The 20,677-nt window shown below is 38.6% G+C and carries 16 protein-coding genes; 13 read left to right on the forward strand and 3 right to left on the reverse strand.

Annotated features, from left to right (window positions below; all coding sequences use genetic code 11):
* From infB to H4J69_RS14250, 7 genes are all read left to right on the forward strand, one after another.
* Positions 1-2,175 (forward strand): translation initiation factor IF-2 (gene infB / locus H4J69_RS14220; RefSeq protein ID WP_182251977.1); only part of this gene is annotated, 2,175 nt, incomplete at its 5' end.
* 174 nt (positions 2,176-2,349) lie between these two features.
* The gene (gene rbfA, locus H4J69_RS14225; RefSeq protein ID WP_182215444.1) at positions 2,350-2,784 is read left to right on the forward strand and encodes a 30S ribosome-binding factor RbfA; all 435 of its coding nucleotides are present in this window, start codon (positions 2,350-2,352) and stop codon (positions 2,782-2,784) included.
* An 11-nt stretch (positions 2,785-2,795) separates the two neighbouring features.
* Positions 2,796-3,758: a tRNA pseudouridine(55) synthase TruB gene (truB, locus tag H4J69_RS14230; RefSeq protein WP_182215442.1), complete on the forward strand. Its 963-nt coding sequence runs from the start codon at positions 2,796-2,798 to the stop codon at positions 3,756-3,758.
* Positions 3,759-4,002: 244 nt separating this feature from the next.
* Positions 4,003-4,272: a 30S ribosomal protein S15 gene (gene rpsO / locus H4J69_RS14235; RefSeq protein WP_070376186.1), complete on the forward strand. Its 270-nt coding sequence runs from the start codon at positions 4,003-4,005 to the stop codon at positions 4,270-4,272.
* A gap of 348 nt (positions 4,273-4,620) precedes the next feature.
* Entirely contained in the window at positions 4,621-6,738 is a 2,118-nt protein-coding gene (gene pnp / locus H4J69_RS14240) for a polyribonucleotide nucleotidyltransferase (RefSeq protein ID WP_182215440.1), read from the forward strand.
* Between the two features lie 96 nt (positions 6,739-6,834).
* Positions 6,835-7,731 (forward strand): lipoprotein NlpI, encoded by an 897-nt coding sequence (gene nlpI, locus H4J69_RS14245; RefSeq protein WP_182244922.1) that lies wholly within the window; start codon positions 6,835-6,837, stop codon positions 7,729-7,731.
* A 30-nt stretch (positions 7,732-7,761) separates the two neighbouring features.
* Positions 7,762-9,144, forward strand: coding sequence for a hypothetical protein (locus tag H4J69_RS14250; protein ID WP_182244923.1), 1,383 nt, complete (start codon positions 7,762-7,764; stop codon positions 9,142-9,144).
* Between the two features lie 48 nt (positions 9,145-9,192).
* Here the strand turns inward: H4J69_RS14250 and H4J69_RS14255 are convergent, their stop codons facing one another.
* Positions 9,193-9,456 (reverse strand): hypothetical protein, encoded by a 264-nt coding sequence (locus H4J69_RS14255; protein ID WP_182215434.1) that lies wholly within the window; start codon positions 9,454-9,456, stop codon positions 9,193-9,195.
* Positions 9,457-9,635: 179 nt separating this feature from the next.
* Between H4J69_RS14255 and H4J69_RS14260 the strand changes: the two genes are divergently transcribed.
* Positions 9,636-11,321 (forward strand): SufS family cysteine desulfurase, encoded by a 1,686-nt coding sequence (locus tag H4J69_RS14260; RefSeq protein WP_182244924.1) that lies wholly within the window; start codon positions 9,636-9,638, stop codon positions 11,319-11,321.
* Here the strand turns inward: H4J69_RS14260 and tcdA are convergent.
* Together tcdA and H4J69_RS14270 are read right to left on the reverse strand one after the other, a co-directional pair.
* A complete protein-coding gene (gene tcdA, locus H4J69_RS14265) occupies positions 11,312-12,112 on the reverse strand; it encodes a tRNA cyclic N6-threonylcarbamoyladenosine(37) synthase TcdA (RefSeq protein ID WP_182244925.1) in 801 nt (266 codons plus the stop codon). The genes H4J69_RS14260 and tcdA overlap by 10 nt on opposite strands.
* A 684-nt stretch (positions 12,113-12,796) precedes the next feature.
* Positions 12,797-14,083 carry a citrate synthase gene (locus H4J69_RS14270; protein WP_182215429.1) on the reverse strand — a complete coding sequence of 429 codons (1,287 nt, stop codon included), beginning with the start codon at positions 14,081-14,083 and terminating at the stop codon, positions 12,797-12,799.
* Between the two features lie 410 nt (positions 14,084-14,493).
* Here H4J69_RS14270 and sdhC point away from each other — a divergent pair, with 410 nt between their 5' ends.
* The 5 genes from sdhC (at position 14,494) to H4J69_RS14295 (ending at position 20,671) form a co-directional block, all read left to right on the forward strand.
* Complete coding sequence (gene sdhC / locus H4J69_RS14275) at positions 14,494-14,868, forward strand: succinate dehydrogenase, cytochrome b556 subunit (RefSeq protein WP_070376194.1); 375 nt, start codon at positions 14,494-14,496, stop codon at positions 14,866-14,868.
* Positions 14,862-15,209: a succinate dehydrogenase, hydrophobic membrane anchor protein gene (sdhD, locus tag H4J69_RS14280; RefSeq protein ID WP_070376195.1), complete on the forward strand. Its 348-nt coding sequence runs from the start codon at positions 14,862-14,864 to the stop codon at positions 15,207-15,209. Before sdhC ends, sdhD begins: the two co-directional genes overlap by 7 nt.
* On the forward strand, positions 15,210-16,982 hold the full coding sequence (sdhA, locus tag H4J69_RS14285; RefSeq protein ID WP_070376196.1) for a succinate dehydrogenase flavoprotein subunit: 1,773 nt from the start codon (positions 15,210-15,212) through the stop codon (positions 16,980-16,982).
* A gap of 11 nt (positions 16,983-16,993) precedes the next feature.
* Positions 16,994-17,704 (forward strand): succinate dehydrogenase iron-sulfur subunit, encoded by a 711-nt coding sequence (locus H4J69_RS14290; RefSeq protein WP_070376197.1) that lies wholly within the window; start codon positions 16,994-16,996, stop codon positions 17,702-17,704.
* A 159-nt stretch (positions 17,705-17,863) separates the two neighbouring features.
* Positions 17,864-20,671, forward strand: coding sequence for a 2-oxoglutarate dehydrogenase E1 component (locus H4J69_RS14295; protein WP_182244926.1), 2,808 nt, complete (start codon positions 17,864-17,866; stop codon positions 20,669-20,671).
* Positions 20,672-20,677: the final 6 nt, after the last annotated feature.

The following is a 20,677-nucleotide window of genomic DNA, read 5'->3' on the forward strand; positions in this document are numbered from 1 at the left end:
CAAGCAGCCGCAGCGAAAGCAAAAAATGCTGAAGAAGTACCAGTAAAAATTGCAGAAACTGAAGAAGCTAAAAAAGTTCGTCTTGCTCTAGAAGCTGAAACAAAAGCTAAGCTTGAAGAAGAAGCTAAAGAAGCAACAGCCGCCGCTAAAAAATTAGCAGAAGAAAATGAAGCGCGCTGGAAAGAACAAGAAGCTGAGCGTAAAGCTAAAGAGAAAGAGGTTGTTCATTTAACTTCTTCTAAATATGCTCAAGAAGCTGAAGATAAAAGTGACTCTGCTGATGAAAGTGGCCGTCGTCGTAAGAAGAAAAAAGCACCTGCAGACCGTAATGCTCGTGGCCGCAACAATGGTCGCGGTAAAGGTAAAACTTTATCTTCACCTGACAGCTTAAAACATGGTTTTACTAAACCAGTAGAAACAAAAGTACAAGATATTCGCATTGGCGAAACTATTTCGGTTGCTGAACTTGCCAATAAAATGGCTAAGAAAGGCGCAGAAGTTGTTAAAGCTATGTTCAAACTAGGCGCAATGGCAACCATTAACCAAGTTATTGACCAAGAAACAGCCGCACTTGTTGCTGAAGATATGGGTTTTGAAGTTGTACTTGTTAAAGAAAATGCCTTGGAAGAAGCTGTACTTGCTGACCGTCATCATACGGGTATCGAGATTACTCGTGCACCTGTTGTTACTATTATGGGTCACGTTGATCACGGTAAAACATCATTACTTGATTACATTCGTAAAGCGAAAGTAGCAGACGGTGAAGCCGGTGGTATTACTCAGCATATTGGTGCTTATCACGTAGAAACTGGTCATGGTATGATCACTTTCTTAGATACTCCAGGTCATGCTGCCTTTACTTCTATGCGTTCTCGTGGTGCTAAAGCAACCGATATCGTTATCATTGTTGTTGCTGCAGATGATGGTGTTATGCCACAGACTGTTGAAGCAATTCAACATGCTAAAGCATCTGATGCACCTATTATCATCGCTGTAAACAAGATGGATAAAGAAGGTGTTGATATCGAACGTGTTAAGAGTGAATTATCTCAACACGGTGTTTTATCTGAAGAGTGGGGCGGTGAAGTTCAATTTTGTCATGTCTCAGCTAAAACAGGTTTAGGTATTGATGACTTACTTGATTCAATATTGCTACAGTCTGAAGTTTTAGAGCTAACTGCTGTTGTCGATAAAATGGCAAGTGGTGTAGTTATTGAATCTAAATTAGATAAAGGCCGCGGCCCAGTAGCAACTATCCTGGTTCAAGAAGGTACTTTAAAGCAAGGTGATATTGTTCTTTGTGGTTTAGAATATGGCCGTGTTCGTGCAATGCGCGATGAAAATGGTAAAGATATTCAATCAGCAGGTCCATCTATCCCAGTTGAAATTATTGGTTTAAGTGGTGTTCCACAATCTGGTGATGAAGCGACTGTTGTTAAAGATGAGAAAAAAGCACGTGAAGTTGCTTTATTCCGTCAAGGTAAATTCCGTGATGTGAAACTTGCTCGTCAACAAAAAGCTAAACTTGAAAATATGTTTGCAAGTATGGCTGAAGGCGAAATTTCTGAAGTAAACGTTGTAATTAAGTCGGATGTTCAAGGTTCACTTGAAGCTATTAGTGACTCATTACTTAAGTTATCTACTGATGAAGTTAAAGTTAGAATCATAGGTTCAGGTGTTGGTGCTATCACTGAAACTGATGCGACATTAGCGGCGGCTTCAAATGCCATCGTGGTTGGTTTTAATGTTCGTGCTGATGCATCTGCGCGTAAAGTGATTGAATCTGAAAACATTGATTTACGCTACTATAGTGTTATTTACGCATTAATTGATGAAGTTAAGCAAGCGATGAGCGGCATGTTAGCGCCAGAGTTCAAGCAAGAAATCATTGGTCTTGCACAAGTTCGTGACGTGTTTAAGTCGCCTAAAATCGGCGCAATCGCTGGTTGTATGGTTACTGAAGGTATCATTAAACGTAGTGCTCCAATTCGCGTATTACGTGACTTGGTTGTTATATACGAAGGTGAACTTGAATCACTTCGTCGTTTCAAAGACGATGTTGCAGAAGTTCGTAACGGTACTGAATGTGGTATCGGTGTTAAGAACTACAATGATGTTCGCGTTGGTGACCAAATTGAAGTATTCGAAACAATAGAAATTAAGCGTACGCTATAACTTTAGATTATTGCTGATTGATTGACTGCTTTTGTTGGTTAATCGGCTTCAATGTAATGAGATAGCTCACTTACTGTTGTACAAATACTAAATGGGGGCTTTGCCTCCATTTTTGTTTATATATTAAAAGTTATCAGGTAAAAGTCCTCGATAATTTTATTAGGAGAATTTCCTATGGCAAGAGAATTTGCCCGTACCGACCGTGTCGGACAAGAAATACAAAAAGAAATCGCGACTATTTTGATGCGCGAAGTTAAAGATCCACGCTTAGTCATGACAACAGTTTCTGCTGTCGAGTTGACACGTGATTTAGCTTACGCAAAAATATTCGTGACTTTTTTTACCAATGAAGCCTCAGAAATAAAAAGCTCTATTGAAGTGTTAAATGAAGCTGCTGGTTTTATTCGTTCGTTATTAGCGAAGAAATTACGTGCTCGTATTATGCCGCATTTACGTTTTGTTTATGACAGCTCTATGGCTGAAGGTGTTCGAATGAGTTCATTGGTTGATGAAGCTGTCGCTAGCGATAAGCATATTGCTGAAAGCTCAGAGCGAGATGCTACCGCTTCTAAAGAAGCAACTGATCTCAACAACGAAGAAAATTCATAGGGTACAGCTAGATGGCTAAACGCAGAAAAGGTCGCCCAATTAATGGGGTGATCCTACTTGATAAACCCTATGACATGTCATCGAACAGTGCTTTACAAAAAGTTAAGCGTATCTTCTTTGCACAAAAAGCCGGGCATACTGGGGCATTAGATCCACTTGCTACCGGTATGTTGCCGATTTGTTTAGGTGAAGCAACTAAGTTTTCTCAATTTTTACTCGATACTGATAAAACCTATCAAGTAACAGCAAAATTGGGTGTGCGCACTACAACCAGTGACGCTGACGGCGAAGTTGTTGCGGAAAAGCTGGTTGATGTATCAAGTGAGCAATTAGCAATAGCACTTGAGTCTTTTCGCGGTACCACACAGCAAATTCCTTCTATGTACTCAGCGTTAAAATATAAAGGCCAGCCTTTATATAAATATGCGCGAGAAGGTGTTGAGGTCCCTCGTGAGTCCCGAGATATTACGGTTTTTCGTTTAGACTTATTACGCTTTGAAGGTGATGAAGTTGATTTACATATTCATGTATCTAAAGGCACCTATATTCGTACTATCATCGACGATTTAGGCGAGCTGCTTGGTTGTGGCGCACATGTTGCTAATTTACGCAGAAGTGCCGTGGGAAATTATCCTACAGATAAAATGGTAACACTGGAACAATTACAAGCATTAGTGGCACAAGCAGAAGAGCAAGAGTTAGCGCCTTCTACTTTACTTGACCCTTTATTGTTACCGATGACGACGGCCTGTGATGGTATCCCTGAGGTTTTTATAGATGATATGTCTGCTAACTTTTTACGCCACGGTAATCCAGTACAAGCAGCTAATGTTCCAGCTGAAGGTTTAGTGCAGGTTTTTGTTGGAGACAATATCAATGATGGAGAGTTTATTGGTGTTGGTCATATAGACGACAACGGTTTAATTGCACCAAAACGCATTGTTGTTTTAGACGAATTTTTGAAAACGCTGTAATAAATTATTTAACATTTTAGGATCTTGGCTGGTTATCGCCTATATCAGTAAAATAAAACAGCGTTTACTCATGGTTAAATGTTATATAGTCTAACGACAAGTTATTAATGGTGTGACACAAATATCAGTTGCAATTTCGTCTGTCGCTGATACAATGCGCGCTCTTTTGTCACCTTAGCTGAATTAGTGTTTGGCGAGGTGCGAATTTTAAGTACTTTCGAGTACATCACACTAAGGATTTATTATGTCTTTAAATGCTACAGAAAAAGCTGCAATCGTTGCAGAATATGCTCAAAAAGAAGGTGATACTGGTTCACCTGAAGTACAAGTTGCTTTGTTAACTACACAAATTAACCACCTACAAGGTCACTTCAAAGAGCACATCCATGATCATCACTCACGTCGTGGTTTATTGCGCATGGTTGCACAACGTCGTAAGTTACTTGATTACTTAAAAGGCAAAAACGTTGAGCGTTACACAACGGTAATCGCTAAATTAGGTCTACGTCGTTAAGATGTGACTTATTTGTTACCTTTTTTCTTAAAGGTAATATCAAAAAAAAGGAGCTTTATAGCTCCTTTTTTTATTGCTAATTTACTGGGTAACTTGCCCAAACTTAGTCAAAGTACGCTTTTTTGTCTTTTCTTAATAACAATTCCCCTTTCTGGCTAGTAAATAGCGCGTTTGATAGTATAATGTGCCTGCAAATTTTTAGAAAATTTAAGCTTTTGCAAAACTAATCAATCCAAACTGTATAATTTTTTGTTCAACTTAAGCGGTTAAAATTTTGCTATAAGTGAATAAATAATTGTACAGATTGGTTAATCAAGAAAATTTATATTTAGCTAAAAAGGAACATTTATGTTCAATACAGTGACAAAAACATTTGAATTCGGTCAACATACCGTTACTTTAGAAACTGGTGCTATCGCACGTCAAGCAACTTGTGCTGTTATGGCAAGCATGGACGATACGTGTGTATTAGTGTCTGTTGTTGGTAAGAAAGAAGCAAAACCAGGACAAGATTTTTTTCCATTAACAGTTAACTACCAAGAGCGTACATACGCAGCGGGTAAAATCCCAGGTGGTTTCTTTAAACGTGAAGGCCGTCCTTCTGAAGAAGAAACATTAATCTGTCGTTTAATTGACCGTCCAATTCGTCCACTTTTCCCAGATGGCTTTACTAACGAAGTTCAAGTTGTTATTACGGTTGTTTCTGCTAACCCAGAAATTGCCCCTGACATCATTTCTTTATTAGGTACGTCTGCAGCTTTAGCTATTTCAGGTATGCCATTTAGTGGTCCTGTTGGCGCAGCACGTGTTGGTTATACTGACGGCAAATACATTCTTAACCCATTACAATCTGAATTAGAAACGTCTAAGTTAAACTTAGTTGTTTCAGGTACTGATTCTGCAGTACTAATGGTTGAGTCTGAAGCTGATATTTTATCTGAAGAAGTTATGCTTGGCGCTGTTATGTATGGCCATGAGCAAATGCAAACGGCTATCACAGCAATTAAAGAAATGGCTGCTGAAGTTAACAATCCTAAGTGGGATTGGGTTGCACCAGTTAAGAATGCTGACCTTATTGCTAAAATTGCAGAATTGAGTGAAGCACAAGTTAACGAAGCTTACCAAATCACTGAAAAAGCTGTTCGTTACGAAAAAATCAAAGAAATCCGCGATGGTGTTGTTGAAACATTATTAGCAAGCGATGCAGATCTTAATGTTCAAGAAGCAAAAGATTTATTCCATGACTTAGAGAAAACTGTTGTTCGTGGTCGTATCACTAAAGGCATGCCTCGCATCGATGGTCGTGATCCTGAAATGATCCGTGCCCTAGACGTTATGACAGGTGTATTACCGAGAACTCACGGTTCTGCGGTATTTACTCGTGGTGAAACACAAGCATTAGTTACGGCTACTTTAGGTACACAACGTGATGCACAGCGTCTTGATACTATTATGGGTGAGAAGACTGACGCATTTATGCTTCATTATAACTTTCCTCCATACTGTGTTGGTGAAACAGGTTTTGTTGGCTCTCCAAAGCGTCGTGAAATCGGCCATGGCCGTTTAGCAAAACGCGGTATGTTAGCGGTTATGCCTTCACTTGAAGAATTCCCATATGCTGTGCGTATTGTTTCTGAAATTACAGAATCAAATGGTTCATCTTCAATGGCTTCTGTTTGTGGTGCTTCATTAGCATTAATGGATGCTGGTGTACCAATTAAAGCTTCTGTTGCTGGTATTGCAATGGGCTTAGTTAAAGAAGGCGACGACTTTGTTGTTCTTTCAGACATTTTAGGTGATGAAGATCACTTAGGTGACATGGACTTTAAAGTAGCGGGTACTACCGGTGGTATTACTGCACTTCAAATGGACATTAAAATTGAAGGCATCACTAAAGAAATCATGCAACTTGCTTTAAACCAAGCAAAAGCTGCACGTACTCATATCCTATCTGTAATGGATGAAGCTATCTCTGGTCACCGTGATGATATTTCACAGTTTGCACCACGCATTCATACCATCAAAGTTAGCCAAGATAAAATTCGTGACATCATTGGTAAAGGTGGTGCTACTATCCGCATGCTTACAGAAGAAACAGGTACAACTATCGAGATTGATGACGATGGTACTGTTAAAATTGCTGCAACTAATGGTGAGCAAGCTGAAGATGCGATTAATCGTATTAAAGCATTAACGGCTGAAATTGAAGTAGGTACAATTTACCAAGGTAAAGTAGTACGTATCGTTGATTTTGGTGCTTTTGTTAACGTACTTCCGGGTAAAGATGGTTTAGTTCACATCTCTCAAATCTCTGACGAACGTGTTAATGCTGTAAGTGACGTATTAACTGAAGGCCAGGAAGTTACGGTTAAAGTACTTGAAGTCGACCGTCAAGGCCGTGTACGTTTAAGTATTAAAGAAGCTAATGAGAAAAAGGAAGCACCAGTAGCTGACGCTGCTGAATAGCTTACTTAAAAAGTTAGATAAAAAGGGAGCCTGATGGCTCCCTTTTTTATATACTAAAATGAGTCAATACAAAATTTCATTAGGTACATTATTTCTGTGAATAAATTATTTAAAGTAGCGCTTGTCATCGTCATCTCATCTTTACAAGGTTGTGCAAGCAGCCCAGAAAATGACGATTCGCTCGCCATGAATCAACTTATCATTGTCGAACCATTAGCCATAAATTATAAAAGTGAAATAGCGATAGCGCGTCTAACTGATGTTATTCAAAGAGCTGAAATAACCGATGCCCAACGAGCTGAACTTTATTATGACCGCGGTGTTGTTTACGACAGTGTTGGTTTACGTTCATTAGCCCGTCTTGATTTCAATCGAGCTTTGCGTTTAAAGCCAGACTTTGTTGATGCCTATAATTTTTTAGGGATCCATTTCACCCAATTGCAAGAGTTCAACCAAGCTTACGAGGCTTTTGATTCGGCAATAGATTTAGCGCCTGAACATGAATATGCCTATTTAAATAGAGGGATTGCTTTATATTATGGGGGTCGTGCTGAACTATCTATTGATGATTTTAGTACTTTTCAGCAACGAAAAAGTAATGACCCTTACCGTATTTTATGGATGTATTTAGCCGAGTCAGCGGCAAATAACCTTAATGCGAAAACATCATTAAAGGTCGCGGCAGAGCAAGTTGAAGAGAGTGTTTGGGCTAAAAATATTATTCAACTTTATCTTGGTGAGATAACCGAGCAAGAATTTATCAGTCAATTATCAATAGGCGTAAATTCTAATAAGGCTTTAAGTGAACGTCTGTGCGAGGCATATTTCTACTTAGGTAAATACTATCAACTCAAAGACAATAATGAACTTGCAGCAAACTTTTTTAAATTAGCCTTAAGTACTAACGTCTATGAGTTTGTTGAACACAGATACGCCAAACTAGAGTTAGACTTAATGCGACAAGAAATTGTTAAAGCCGCTAAGTCGTCTTAATGTGTTGATGGATGTTATTTATACCTGCAAATGAAATATAAAGTCAGCTTAACCATCATCAGCTTATTGACTGTTATATCAATAAGCTCTTTTTTATCGGTAAACTCATTAATTAAAGCCGTAGAAAATGGTTACGCTAACCACTCACAATTAACCGTTATAGAAAAGCTTGGCTTAAACACTCTTTTGTATAAGCATTTAAATACTTATGTTGATAACGACCCAAGATGGCAAAATATTGCTAAATCACTGGCTAAAAGTGATGGAGAGGTGGCATTTAAATTAGCCCAATATTATAAAAATAAGCAAGGCGACAATAATCAAAATATCGAGCTATGGCTTGCACAAGCCATTCGATTAGGTCATCAGCAAGCAAGAATAGACTTAGCAAAAATTTATTTTTTCCATAACAAACTACTTGCGGCTAAAAAATTATTATTACCAATATCGTCTAATGGATCTGCCCTAACGCTTTTACTTGAGGTTTTAATTTCAATAGGAGAAAAACCAGAAATAGACCGATATATTAAGCAGCTTGAGACGATAAACGCAGACAAACCATCTGAAGAACTTGAGTCTTTTTCGAAAAAGCTATTGCGTTACCATGTCTTAAATACTCCAAATATACCGTCACAAGCAAATTGTCTAGCGAGCATTGCCCCCTATGCAACGAATCTACGCGACTTAGCATATTTTGAAGAACTGATATCATCCTCGACGTTAGCAACATTACAACCTTACCTTTGTTTTTCACCGGTACAATACATCAGTAAAATAACACTCGCTTGTCACCAAAGTACTAATGAAGCGATTCGATGTGACGAATCTATCTGGCCAAATAATAAGCGAGTGTCAGTAGACAGGTTCATTGCGGTGCTTGTTGAAAAAGGCGGTGCTAACGTAAACGCGGGTATTTTATATATTGATCGTCATGATAATGCAGAAGTCTTTTACCATGAGCTGGCTCATCTACTTGGCTTTATTGATGAGTACGCGCTACCTAAAAATCATTCTCGTTGCTTGGCTGTGCAAAATGCGATGTTCTCCCATAATGTTGCAATTTTGCCCCGTTTTTATCAAGGCTCTCGTGAGAAAGTCCGTGCAGTAATTCTCAGCGAATTACCTTGGGCTAAATATATTTCAAGGAAAACATCGTTAGTGACTCATACTGCGCAAGGTTGGAAATTAGGGACTGTTTCTAAAGAAGGTGATAGCGTGGGTGCTTTTATTGCTGAAAGCTGTAATGAAAAAGACTTTGTTGCAATAAAACCTTTAAAGCAAAGAACTAGGATGCGTTATTATCAAACAGGCTTTCCAGCTTTATACTTACAATTGCTAGCCGACAACCCCGAAAAGTTCTTAATGCCACACTATTTACATAATGTTAGTCTAGCAATAGAAGCAAAAAAATAACGCTTTCGCGCTATTTTTATCAGCCAGATTAGTTGAGAAGAGCTCTGCCTAACCTAAAGGAATAGGGCCAATAATTGGCTTACTCGCTTTAGTCGTCTCGTATTTATGGGTACTTTGAGACGTATTCATTTTCTTATTTGCCTTCTTAATAATCACAGTCGCGTTTTTAACTTTTGCTATCGGCCACATAGTATTGCGATTAAGTGCATTTATTCCTTCATCTGCGATGTCATTTGATACAGCTGTTGGTAAACCTTCTTGTGCAGGCTTTGGATGCTTATTTGCTTTAATGAACCATGAAAATAACTTCATACTTTTCACCCTTTATTTTCTTTACTGTTTAACTCTAGTTTAAAACAGATAAATTAACCTATTATTTTGGACTATTGTCTAAATAAACTAGTGAGACTCTTGATTGTTTAAATGATCAATTTTTATAGTATTATCAGGTATAATTATGTCAGTAATATTATCTTTGCATGTAATCTCTTATGAATAAATTCGATGTCAGCACATTTCGCCAGCATTTTCCTTTGCTCAGTAATACCGTCAACGACTTGCCCTTAGTTTATTTTGATAATGGCGCTACCACTCAAAAGCCTAATGTGGTTATCGAAACCGAAGCTGAGGTGTATCAGCAATATAATGCTAATGTTCATCGTGCCTCACATGCTCTGAGTGCTAAAGCTACCTTGGCTTTTGAGCAAGCTAGAGCTAAAGTGCAACACTTTATTCAAGCCAAATACTTAGAAGAAATCATTTGGACTCCAGGTACAACGGGAGGAATTAATTTAATTGCTCAGAGTTGGGGGCAGAAAAACTTACAAGCGGGCGATGAAATATTATTAAGCCATGCTGAACACCACGCTAACATCGTGCCTTGGCAAATGATTGCCGTAAAAACTGGCGCTATTATTAAAGTTTTACCTTTAGATGCGAGTGGTTGTATCGATGAAAATAGCTTAGCAGGTTATTTTAATGAAAAAACTAAGGTGGTTAGTTTTACGCATATTTCTAACGTGATTGGTAAAGTGAATCCCGTTAAAAAAATCATCACCTTAGCTAAAAAATATAAAGCCATAACGGTTATTGACGGTGCTCAAGCTTGTGCCCACTTAGCACTAAATATGCAAACTCTAGACTGTGACTTCTACGTTTTTTCAGCACACAAAATGTTTGGACCCACGGGCGTTGGTGTTTTATACGGTCGACGTGACTTATTAACGGCTATGCCTCCTTATCAGGGGGGGGGGGAAATGATAAAAAAAGTTAGTTTTCAAGGAACATCATTTAATCAACTCCCCTTTAAATTTGAAGCTGGGACACCGAACTATGCTGGTGTTATTGCTTTCTCTGCCAGTATTGAATTCATTAATTCATTTGGAGTAGCTCAGTTAGCAAAATATGAAAGCTTATTGACATGCTACTGTTATGAAAAATTATCACAAATTAAAGCGGTTAAATTTGTTGTTGAGGACAAACCTGATATTAGCGTACTTTCATTCACCGTCTGTGGTGCACATAATTACGATATTGCCAGCGGGCTAGATGCATATGGTATTGCCATCAGAAGTGGACATCATTGTGCGATGCCTTTAATGGACTATTTAAAATTAAGTGGCTGTATTAGAGTTTCATTAGCGGCTTATAATACTTATGCAGAAATTGATTTTTTTATTGAGAAACTAAATTTACTGATCCAAGGCACTGATGACAATGTTGATAAAATTATTATTGAACCACATCACTTAGCACAGCCCGTCAATTCAACTAATCACTCAGCTATGATAGTAAGATTTAGTTTATTAAAAGGTTGGGATTCTCGTCATCGAGAAATAATGATGTTGGGTAAGTCATTAGTCAGAATGGATAAAAGCTTCCGTAACAACACTACCTTGATTGTAGGATGCGAAAGTCATGCCTGGTTAATGGCAACTAAAAATACTCAAGATGAGTTTATTTTTAGTTGCGACAGTGACGCTAAAGTTATTCGAGGTTTAATGGTAATTATATTAGCTGCTTTTCAGCAGCTTTCATCGGCACAGATATTAGCGTTTGACGACCAATCTTATTTTTCAAAGTTGGGTTTGTTACAGCACTTGAGCCCATCACGTAGTAATGGTGTTAAAGCCATCGTTGAAAAAATTAAAATGATGGCAAGGCAACATCAAAGCTGATGCTTAGCTAAATATTTCTTAATTGCACGGCTGGTAGCAAAGAAAGCAAATGTGGCTGTAACGTGAGTAACCGCGCCAAAACCTGAGCTGCAATCTAACCGTACCGTACCATATTGAGTTTGCTTTGCGTGACAAACATTGCCATTTTCATCAGGATAAACCAGTTGTTCAGTAGAAAAAACGGCATCAATTGAAAACTTTCGCTTATTGCTTGTTTTTGCATCGGCTTTCGGGAAGTTAAATTCACGGCGCAGTTGATTTTTTACCTTAGCAAGCAATGGATCTTGATAAGTTTGGCTCAAGTCACAAAGTTGAATCTTACTTGGATCTGTTTGCCCTCCTGCGCCACCAATAGTAATTACTGGTATTTTATTGCGTTTACAATGAGCAATAATAGCCGTTTTTATTTTCACTGAGTCAATAGCATCGATGACATAATCAAAATCGTTACTTAATAGTTCACGCAAATTATCAAAAGTGACAAAATCTTCAATGACATTCACCTGACAGCTTGGATTAATTTGCTTAATACGTTCAGCCATCACATCGACTTTACTTTCTCCAATCGTTTCAGTAAGTGCATGAATTTGTCTATTGATATTGGTTGTGCAGATATCATCTAAATCAATTAATGTTATCGAACCAATCCCTGTTCTTGCTAAAGATTCAGCAGCCCAAGAACCAACACCACCGATGCCTATCACACAGAAGTGCGCTTTTTCTAATAAAGCAGCACCTGCAGCGCCGTAAAGACGCGCAATTCCACCAAATCTCATTTGATATTCAGACATACCGTAATCATTAACTCATAAAATTTTTAACATTATAAGGGTGAATTAACACTGAATACAGCAAATCCCGTAAGCAATTAACTTTTTTCTTTATCTCGCTATTTTTACCCTTAACAATGACGACTTTATCCGCTGGCTGCACCTTAATTTAAAGTGTTGAGGCAGCAGAATTGTAATGGTTTGGTTGATTTATTAATAAATCAATCAATGATTGTGAGAGTGTAAGGTGACAATTACAGTTGATTTAGCTGGGTATAGTGTTGGAAAAATAAATATGCAGTGGCAAGGTATCAATTGTTTTACTTATAATTAATAAATCATCAGTATTTTAAACAATTATTGTAGTAATTTTTAGCTATTATCGGTATAGATTTGGCCCGGAATTAAGCTGAACTATCGGTCTGTGTTTTTTTAATTTACTGTTTATTAATACTATTTTTTATGTGTATAGCTAGTATTCTTTATTGTTATAATGATTATTTATTGGGCTGTTTTATGTTTTTATCAAGATAAAGCTGTTTTTATTGCAGTAAAGAGAAAATTATTACTAAGGCGAGGCAAAAGAAATTTCCTGATAATCAAAGAAAAAAGGGTTATTAATTGTTTTTATGATGCGACTAAAATTGAAGGAATAAAAAAGGTAGCGTGAGCTACCTTTCAAAGAGTGATTTATAAAATAAATAATTATCTTTTATTTAATGGGATAAATTCACGGTCAATTTCACCAATATAGTTTTGACGAGGACGACCAATTTTTTGACCCGCTTGACCTAACATTTCATCCCAGTGAGAAATCCAACCCACGGTACGAGACATAGCAAATACTACTGTGAACATGTTGGTAGGAATACCGATAGCTTTCAAGATGATACCTGAATAAAAATCTACATTCGGGTAAAGTTTTTTCTCAATAAAGTATGGGTCTTCAAGGGCCACTTTTTCAAGAGCCATTGCCACGTCTAAAAGAGGATCTTTTATGCCTAACTCTTTCAATACTTCATGACATGTTTCACGCATTACTGTTGCGCGTGGATCAAAGTTTTTGTAAACACGATGTCCGAAACCCATTAAGCGAAATGAATCACTCTTATCTTTAGCACGAGCAACAAATTCGTCAACACGCTCTAATGTACCAATTTGCTCAAGCATTTTTAAGCAGGCTTCGTTAGCGCCGCCATGTGCAGGGCCCCACAAAGATGCTACGCCTGCAGCGATACATGCATAAGGGTTAGCACCAGAAGATCCAGCTAAACGAACTGTTGAAGTTGAAGCGTTTTGCTCGTGATCTGCATGCAATGTAAATATTCTATCCATGGCACGGGCAACAGTAGGGCTAACAACATACTCTTCTGCTGGTACAGAGAACATCATATGTAAGAAGTTTTCTGCATAGCTTAATTCATTACGTGGATAAACGAATGGTTGGCCAATGCTGTATTTGTAAGCCATTGCTGAAATAGTTGGCATTTTAGCAATTAAGCGATGCGCACTACGCATACGTTGCACAGGATCTTCAATGTCTAAATCACTATGATAAAATGAAGACATAGCACCAACAACACCACAAAGCATTGCCATTGGGTGTGCGTCAGGCAAGAAACCTTGGAAAAAATGAGCCAGTTTCTCGTGAACCATAGTATGGTTGGTAATAATATCAACAAATTCATCATATTGAGTTGATGTTGGTGCATCACCATTTAACAAAATATAACAAACTTCTAGATAGTTAGCTTGTTTAGCTAAACTGTCAATTGGATAACCACGATGTTGTAAAATACCCTTACCACCATCGATATAAGTAATAGCTGATTCACATGAAGCGGTTGCTAAGAAACCCGGGTCATAAGTGAAATAACCATAATTACCCAAAGTTCTGATGTCTATTACGTCGTTACCGGCGCTACCTGAAAGTATTGGTAAATCTGCAACTACGTTACCATCAATACTGAGAGTGGCTTTAGATTCAGCCATATGTTTAATCCCCTATAAATTATTTAATTCGCTTGCTGAACTTACTTTTGAAAAGTTAGTCAGTTTTTATGAATATAAAACTGACCGTATTCTACTTCATTATACCCCCTTAAAGTCAAACCAATTGTTTCTACCTTAGACTAAAGTTAAAGAATTGCTAAAATAGGTTAAATAATAGTCTGATACCTTTGAAATAAAGGTGAAATTCTCGCGTAAGAAAATTGTAATTAAAAATGTTCAGCTATATAATCAAGCTGATCTAATTTTTGTATTTGTAGATTATTTCATTAATAGACAAATATTAACTAAGATCGCTAGGGGATTGCTCAATTGATTGTAAACACGTTTACTTATTTCATTGAGCAATAAAAAAACAAGTTGAAGGCTCAAAGAACTCTTTAGGCGAAATTGTGAAAAAACAACGTCCTGTAAACCTAGATCTGACTACAATTAAAATGCACCCTTCGGCAAACGCCTCGATATTGCACCGTGTTTCTGGTGTCATTATGGTATTTGCTATTGGTATATTATTGTGGGCACTTTCGTTATCTCTATCTTCCGCTGAAGGATTTGCTCAAGTTCAAGCATGTCTGGATGGTTTCATATTTAAATTCATTATGTTTGGCATAATCTCTGCTCTAACGTTCCATATATTAATGGGTGTTCGTCACTTATTTATGGACTTAGGCCATTTTGAAGAATTAGCTTCAGGTAACACCAGTGCTAAATTTGCTATGGCACTTTGGTTTATACTTACCGTCGTAGTAGGAGTTTGGTTATGGTAAACAACATTGCTACTGTAGGCCGAAATGGCGTACATGATTTTATTCTTATAAGAGCAAGCGCTATTATTTTAACGTTATATACGTTATTGATCGCTGGCTTTTTTGTAGTTACTCCAGATGTAACTTATGACGCTTGGCATAGCTTTTTTGGCTTGATGTCAGTAAAAATAGCAACATTACTTGCTGTTTTGTCAGTTGTTATTCATGCGTGGATTGGTATTTGGCAAGTATTGTCTGATTATATTAAACCAGCTTTTTTGCGTGGGTCATTACAATTTTTCTTTTCTGTTACTTTATTAGCTTACCTTGCGGCAGGCTTTTTAATTGTGTGGGGTGTATAAGTGGGCGTTCCAATTCGTGAATTTGACGCTATAGTTATTGGCGCCGGTGGTGCAGGTATGCGCGCTGCATTAGCTATTTCTGAATCAGGCAAATCTTGTGCCTTGATTTCTAAAGTTTTTCCTACTCGTTCTCATACAGTATCTGCTCAAGGTGGTATCACTGTTGCGCTAGGTAATGCGCATGAAGATCATTGGGAACAACATATGTACGATACCGTTAAGGGTTCTGATTATATCGGAGATCAAGACGCAATCGAATACATGTGTAAAACAGGTCCTGAATCCATTATTGAGTTAGAGAAAATGGGTCTACCCTTTTCTCGTACTGAAGAAGGTAAGATTTATCAACGTCCTTTCGGTGGCCAATCTAAAAACTTTGGTGGCGAACAAGCTGCACGTACAGCAGCCGCAGCCGATCGTACTGGCCATGCTTTATTACATTGCTTGTACCAACAAAACGTTAAAAATAAAACTAATGTCTACTCTGAATGGTATGCACTAGATTTAGTTAAAAATAGTGACGGTGCTATTGTTGGTACAACCGCTATTTGTATCGAAACAGGCGAGATTGTTTACTTCAAAGCCCGTGCTACGGTATTAGCTACCGGTGGTGCTGGTCGTATCTATGCATCAACAACTAATGCTCACATCAATACTGGTGACGGCGTTGGTATGGCAGTTCGTGCTGGCATACAGATGCAAGACATGGAAATGTGGCAGTTTCATCCAACAGGAATCGCCGGTGCAGGTACGCTTGTTACTGAAGGTTGTCGTGGAGAAGGTGGTTACCTGCTTAACAAAGATGGCGAGCGTTTCATGGAACGTTATGCACCAAATGCTAAAGATTTAGCAGGTCGTGACGTAGTTGCTCGTTCTATGATGACAGAGATCCGTGAAGGTCGTGGTTTTGACGGTCCTATGGGTCCGCATCTTAAACTTAAACTTGATCATTTAGGCCGTGAAACGCTTGAAAAACGTTTACCAGGTGTTTGTGATTTATCGAAAACATTTGCTCACGTAGATCCAGCAGTAGAACCTATTCCAGTTATACCAACTTGTCATTATCAGATGGGTGGTGTTCCTTGTAACGTGAATGGCCAAGCGATTAACTTTAACCCAGAAACGGGTAAAGAAACTATCGTTGAAGGGTTATTTGCCGTTGGTGAAATCGCTTGTGTATCTGTTCATGGAGCAAACCGTTTAGGTGGTAATTCTCTTCTTGATTTAGTGGTCTTTGGTCGTGCAGCGGGTAATTTCTTAGGCACTTACTTAAATGATACGCAAAGCGGAAAAGATGCCTCTGAGTCTGACTTAGAAGCTTCATTAGCACGTACTAATCGTTGGGAGTCATCTGTAAAAGGTGGAGAAAGTCCAACTAAAATACGTAAAGACTTGCAAAAATGTATGCAATTTAACTTCTCGGTATTCCGTGAAGGTGAGGCTATGGCCGAAGGCATGCAAGAGTTGACTGAAATCCGTGAACGTCTTCAACATGCAAGCCTCGATGATAAGTCTACAGAATTTAACACGCAACGTATTGAGTGTTTAGAATTAGACAACTTGATGGAAACGGCTTTTTGTACAGCTAAAGCAGCTAACTTCCGTACTGAATCTCGTGGTGCACATGCCCGTCAAGATTTCACTGAACGTGATGATGAGAACTGGTTATGCCACTCTATCTACACGCCAGAAACAGAAGAGATGACAAAACGTTCTGTAAATATGAAACCTATTCATCGTGAAGCTTTCCCACCGAAAGCTCGTGTATATTAAGGAGCATTGCAATGAAACAAATTTTTTCGATTTATCGTTACAACCCTGATGTTGATAATGCACCTTACATGAAAGATTATGAGCTGGATATTCCAGAAGGCTCAGATATGATGGTACTTGATGCACTTATTTTATTAAAAGAGCAAGATACGACTATCTCTTTCCGTCGTTCATGTCGTGAGGGAGTATGTGGCTCTGACGGTATGAATATTAATGGTAAAAATGGTTTAGCTTGTATTACACCATTATCGGCTGTTCCAGCAAAGAAAATAGTGTTACGCCCTTTACCTGGTTTACCGGTAGTACGTGATTTAGTTATTGATATGACACAGTTCTATAATCAATATGAAAAAATCAAGCCGTTCTTAATTAATGATGGTAAAAACCCTCCTGCACGTGAGCATCTTCAATCGATTGAAGAGCGCGAAAAGCTTGATGGTTTATATGAGTGTATTTTATGTGCTTGTTGTTCAACTTCTTGTCCGTCTTTCTGGTGGAACCCAGATAAGTTTATTGGACCAGCAGGTTTGTTGCATGCTTATCGCTTCTTAATTGATAGCCGTGATACTGCAACTGAAGAACGTTTAGATGGTTTGCAAGATGCCTACAGCGTATTCCGTTGTCATGGTATTATGAACTGTGTTGATGTTTGTCCAAAAGGATTAAACCCAACGAAAGCTATCGGCCATATTAAGTCGATGTTGATTTCACGCGCAGTATAAAATTAAATAGCAGAGTGTTAGATGAAATTATCTAGCACTTTGGTGTTTTAAAACAGGAATAGTCATCATTAGCAGATGACAATTAGCCATTAGTCTAGTTGACTTGCTAACGATAATTGTTTATTTTTTTATTGCTTTTATCCCATAAAGGAACAGGCAATGCCCGAAGGTACAATGAAGGCTTGGTTAGAGTCTTCTCATTTAAGTGGCGCTAACGCTACTTACATTGAAGAATTATACGAATCTTATTTGGATAACTCCCAATCTGTTTCTGCAGAATGGCGAACGTTATTCCAACAACTTCCAAAAATTGAAGGTGCTGACTTAGAATTCAGGCACTCTGAAATCCGCAATGAATTTAAAGAATTAGCTAAGCAATCCCATAAAACTGTTGTTGTTTCTGGTAGTAGTGATGCCAAACAAGTTAAAGTTTTACAGCTAATTAATGCTTTTCGTTTTCGTGGACATCAAAATGCCAACCTTGACCCATTAGGTTTGTGGAAGCGAGATAAGGTACGCGATTTACAACTGTCGCATCATGAACTTTCAGAAAACGACTTTGATACAGAGTTCAACGTCGGCTCATTTGCTACTTCTCAAGATGCGATGAAGTTAGGTGACTTATACAATGCCCTTAAAACTACTTACTGTGGTTCTATCGGTGCTGAATATATGCACATTACTGACACCGATGAAAAACGTTGGATCCAACAACGTTTAGAGTCTGTTCAGTCGCAAGCAAAATTTTCTGTCGACCAAAAAGAAGAAATTCTTAAAGGTCTTATCGCTGCCGATGGTATTTGTAAATACCTTGGAGCTAAGTTTCCAGGCGCTAAACGTTTCTCCCTTGAAGGTGGTGATGCGTTAATACCTATGCTAAAAGAGCTTATTACTCGTGCTGGTACGCAAGGCACTAAAGAAGTTGTTATTGGTATGGCTCACCGTGGCCGCTTAAATGTCTTAGTTAACGTGATGGGTAAAAATCCGTCAAAGTTATTTGACGAGTTTGGCGGTAAGCACGATGAAATTTTATCTTCAGGTGATGTTAAATATCACCAAGGTTATTCATCAGATTTTGTAACGCCTGGTGGCAATGTTCATTTAGCTTTGGCCTTTAATCCATCGCATCTAGAAATTGTTAACCCTGTTGTTATTGGCTCAGTCCGTGCGCGTCAAGACAGACGTGGTGATAAAGTCGGTGATACGGTTCTTCCGGTTACGATTCATGGTGACGCTGCTATTGCCGGTCAGGGTGTGGTTCAAGAAACTTTTAATATGTCACAAGCACGTGCATTTAAAGTTGGTGGAACGATACGTATCGTTGTCAATAATCAGGTTGGTTTTACAACGTCAAATCCTGCAGATACGCGCAGTGGTGAATATTGTACTGAAATAGCAAAAATGGTTTCAGCACCGATTCTTCATGTTAATGGCGATGACCCAGAAGCTGTTATCTTGGCAACACAAATTGCCCTTGATTATCGCAACGAATTTAAGCGCGATGTCGTTATCGACCTTGTTTGCTACCGTCGTCATGGTCACAATGAAGCTGATGAGCCTAGTGCAACGCAGCCATTGATGTACAAAAAAATTAAGAAACACCCAACACCTCGTCAACTCTATGCACAGCAACTTGATACTGAGGGTTCAATCAATTTAGATAAGTCGAATGAATTAACCTCTTATTATCGTAAATTGCTAGACGAAGGTCAGTGTACGGTTGAACAATGGCGACCTATGACAGAACATTCTGTCGATTGGACTCCATACCTTGGCCATGAGTGGGACGATGATTACGATAAAGAAATTTCTGTTGAAAAGCTGAAAGAACTTGCCGGTAAATTGTCAACATATCCTGAGTCTCATCCTGTACAAGGTCGTGTTAAGAAGATATACGATGATCGCGTTAAAATGGCATCGGGTGAAAAATTACTTGATTGGGGTATGGCAGAAAATTTAGCTTATGCCTCGGTTGTTGATTTAGGTAAACGTGTTCGTATTACTGGGCAAGACTCTGGTCGCGGTACTTTTTTCCATCGTCATGCTGTTTTACATAACCAAGATGATGCTAGCAAATACTTACCTTTGCAAAATATTCGCGAAGGACAAGGTCCATTCGATATTCATGACTCAGTGTTGTCAGAAGTATCAGTGGTTGCCTTTGAATATGGCTATACTACAGCAGAGCCTGCAGGGCTTACTATTTGGGAAGCGCAATTTGGTGATTTTGCTAACTGTGCACAAGTAGTCTTTGACCAATTTATTAGTTCAGGTGAGCAAAAGTGGGGCCGTTTATGTGGTTTAACTATGTTGTTACCTCATGGCTATGAAGGTCAAGGTCCTGAGCATTCATCTGCACGATTAGAGCGCTTCTTACAACTTTGTGCCGATCATAATATGCAAGTTTGTGTGCCATCAACACCTGCGCAAGTATTTAATATGCTGCGTCGACAAGTTGTTCGTCCTATGCGTCGTCCATTGGTTGTTATGTCGCCTAAGTCATTATTAAGACATCCTTTAGCGGTCTCTTCATTAGAAGAGCTATCGACGGGTGTGTTCCATAATGTCATTGGTGAAGTTGACGATATCGATCCGATAAAAGTGACACGTGTCGTTTTTTGTAGTGGTAAAGTTTACTATGAATTACTTGATCAGCGTCGCAAGAGTGAGCAAGAAAATGTTGTTATCATTCGAATCGAGCAGCTATATCCATTTCCAGAAGAAGAGCTTCAAGCAGAGTTGGCCAAATACCAGCATGTTAAGCAATTCGTTTGGTGTCAGGAAGAACCGCAAAACCAAGGTGCATGGTATTGTTCACAGCATCACTTTAGAGCGGCAATACCTGAAGGTACTTATTTGACATATGCTGGTCGTAAGGCCTCTGCAGCACCAGCTGTAGGTTATATGTCTGTCCATGTAAAAGAACAACAAGCGCTAGTCAATGACGCGCTATCTGTTGAAGACTAGTGAGTA

The sequence above is a fragment of the Colwellia sp. BRX10-9 genome (genome assembly GCF_014077405.1).
GTDB lineage: Bacteria > Pseudomonadota > Gammaproteobacteria > Enterobacterales > Alteromonadaceae > Colwellia_A.

Excerpts from the sequence above, each read along its gene's own strand:
- H4J69_RS14255 (WP_182215434.1), bottom strand. The coding sequence starts at position 9,456 with ATGAAGTTATTTTCATGGTTCATTAAAGCAAATAAGCATCCAAAGCCT.
- H4J69_RS14290 (WP_070376197.1), top strand. The coding sequence starts at position 16,994 with ATGAAACAAATTTTTTCGATTTATCGTTACAACCCTGATGTTGATAAT.
- truB (WP_182215442.1), top strand. The coding sequence starts at position 2,796 with ATGGCTAAACGCAGAAAAGGTCGCCCAATTAATGGGGTGATCCTACTT.
- rpsO (WP_070376186.1), top strand. The coding sequence starts at position 4,003 with ATGTCTTTAAATGCTACAGAAAAAGCTGCAATCGTTGCAGAATATGCT.
- H4J69_RS14260 (WP_182244924.1), top strand. The coding sequence starts at position 9,636 with ATGAATAAATTCGATGTCAGCACATTTCGCCAGCATTTTCCTTTGCTC.
- H4J69_RS14250 (WP_182244923.1), top strand. The coding sequence starts at position 7,762 with ATGAAATATAAAGTCAGCTTAACCATCATCAGCTTATTGACTGTTATA.
- pnp (WP_182215440.1), top strand. The coding sequence starts at position 4,621 with ATGTTCAATACAGTGACAAAAACATTTGAATTCGGTCAACATACCGTT.
- rbfA (WP_182215444.1), top strand. The coding sequence starts at position 2,350 with ATGGCAAGAGAATTTGCCCGTACCGACCGTGTCGGACAAGAAATACAA.
- H4J69_RS14295 (WP_182244926.1), top strand. The coding sequence starts at position 17,864 with ATGCCCGAAGGTACAATGAAGGCTTGGTTAGAGTCTTCTCATTTAAGT.
- tcdA (WP_182244925.1), bottom strand. The coding sequence starts at position 12,112 with ATGTCTGAATATCAAATGAGATTTGGTGGAATTGCGCGTCTTTACGGC.
- H4J69_RS14270 (WP_182215429.1), bottom strand. The coding sequence starts at position 14,083 with ATGGCTGAATCTAAAGCCACTCTCAGTATTGATGGTAACGTAGTTGCA.
- sdhD (WP_070376195.1), top strand. The coding sequence starts at position 14,862 with ATGGTAAACAACATTGCTACTGTAGGCCGAAATGGCGTACATGATTTT.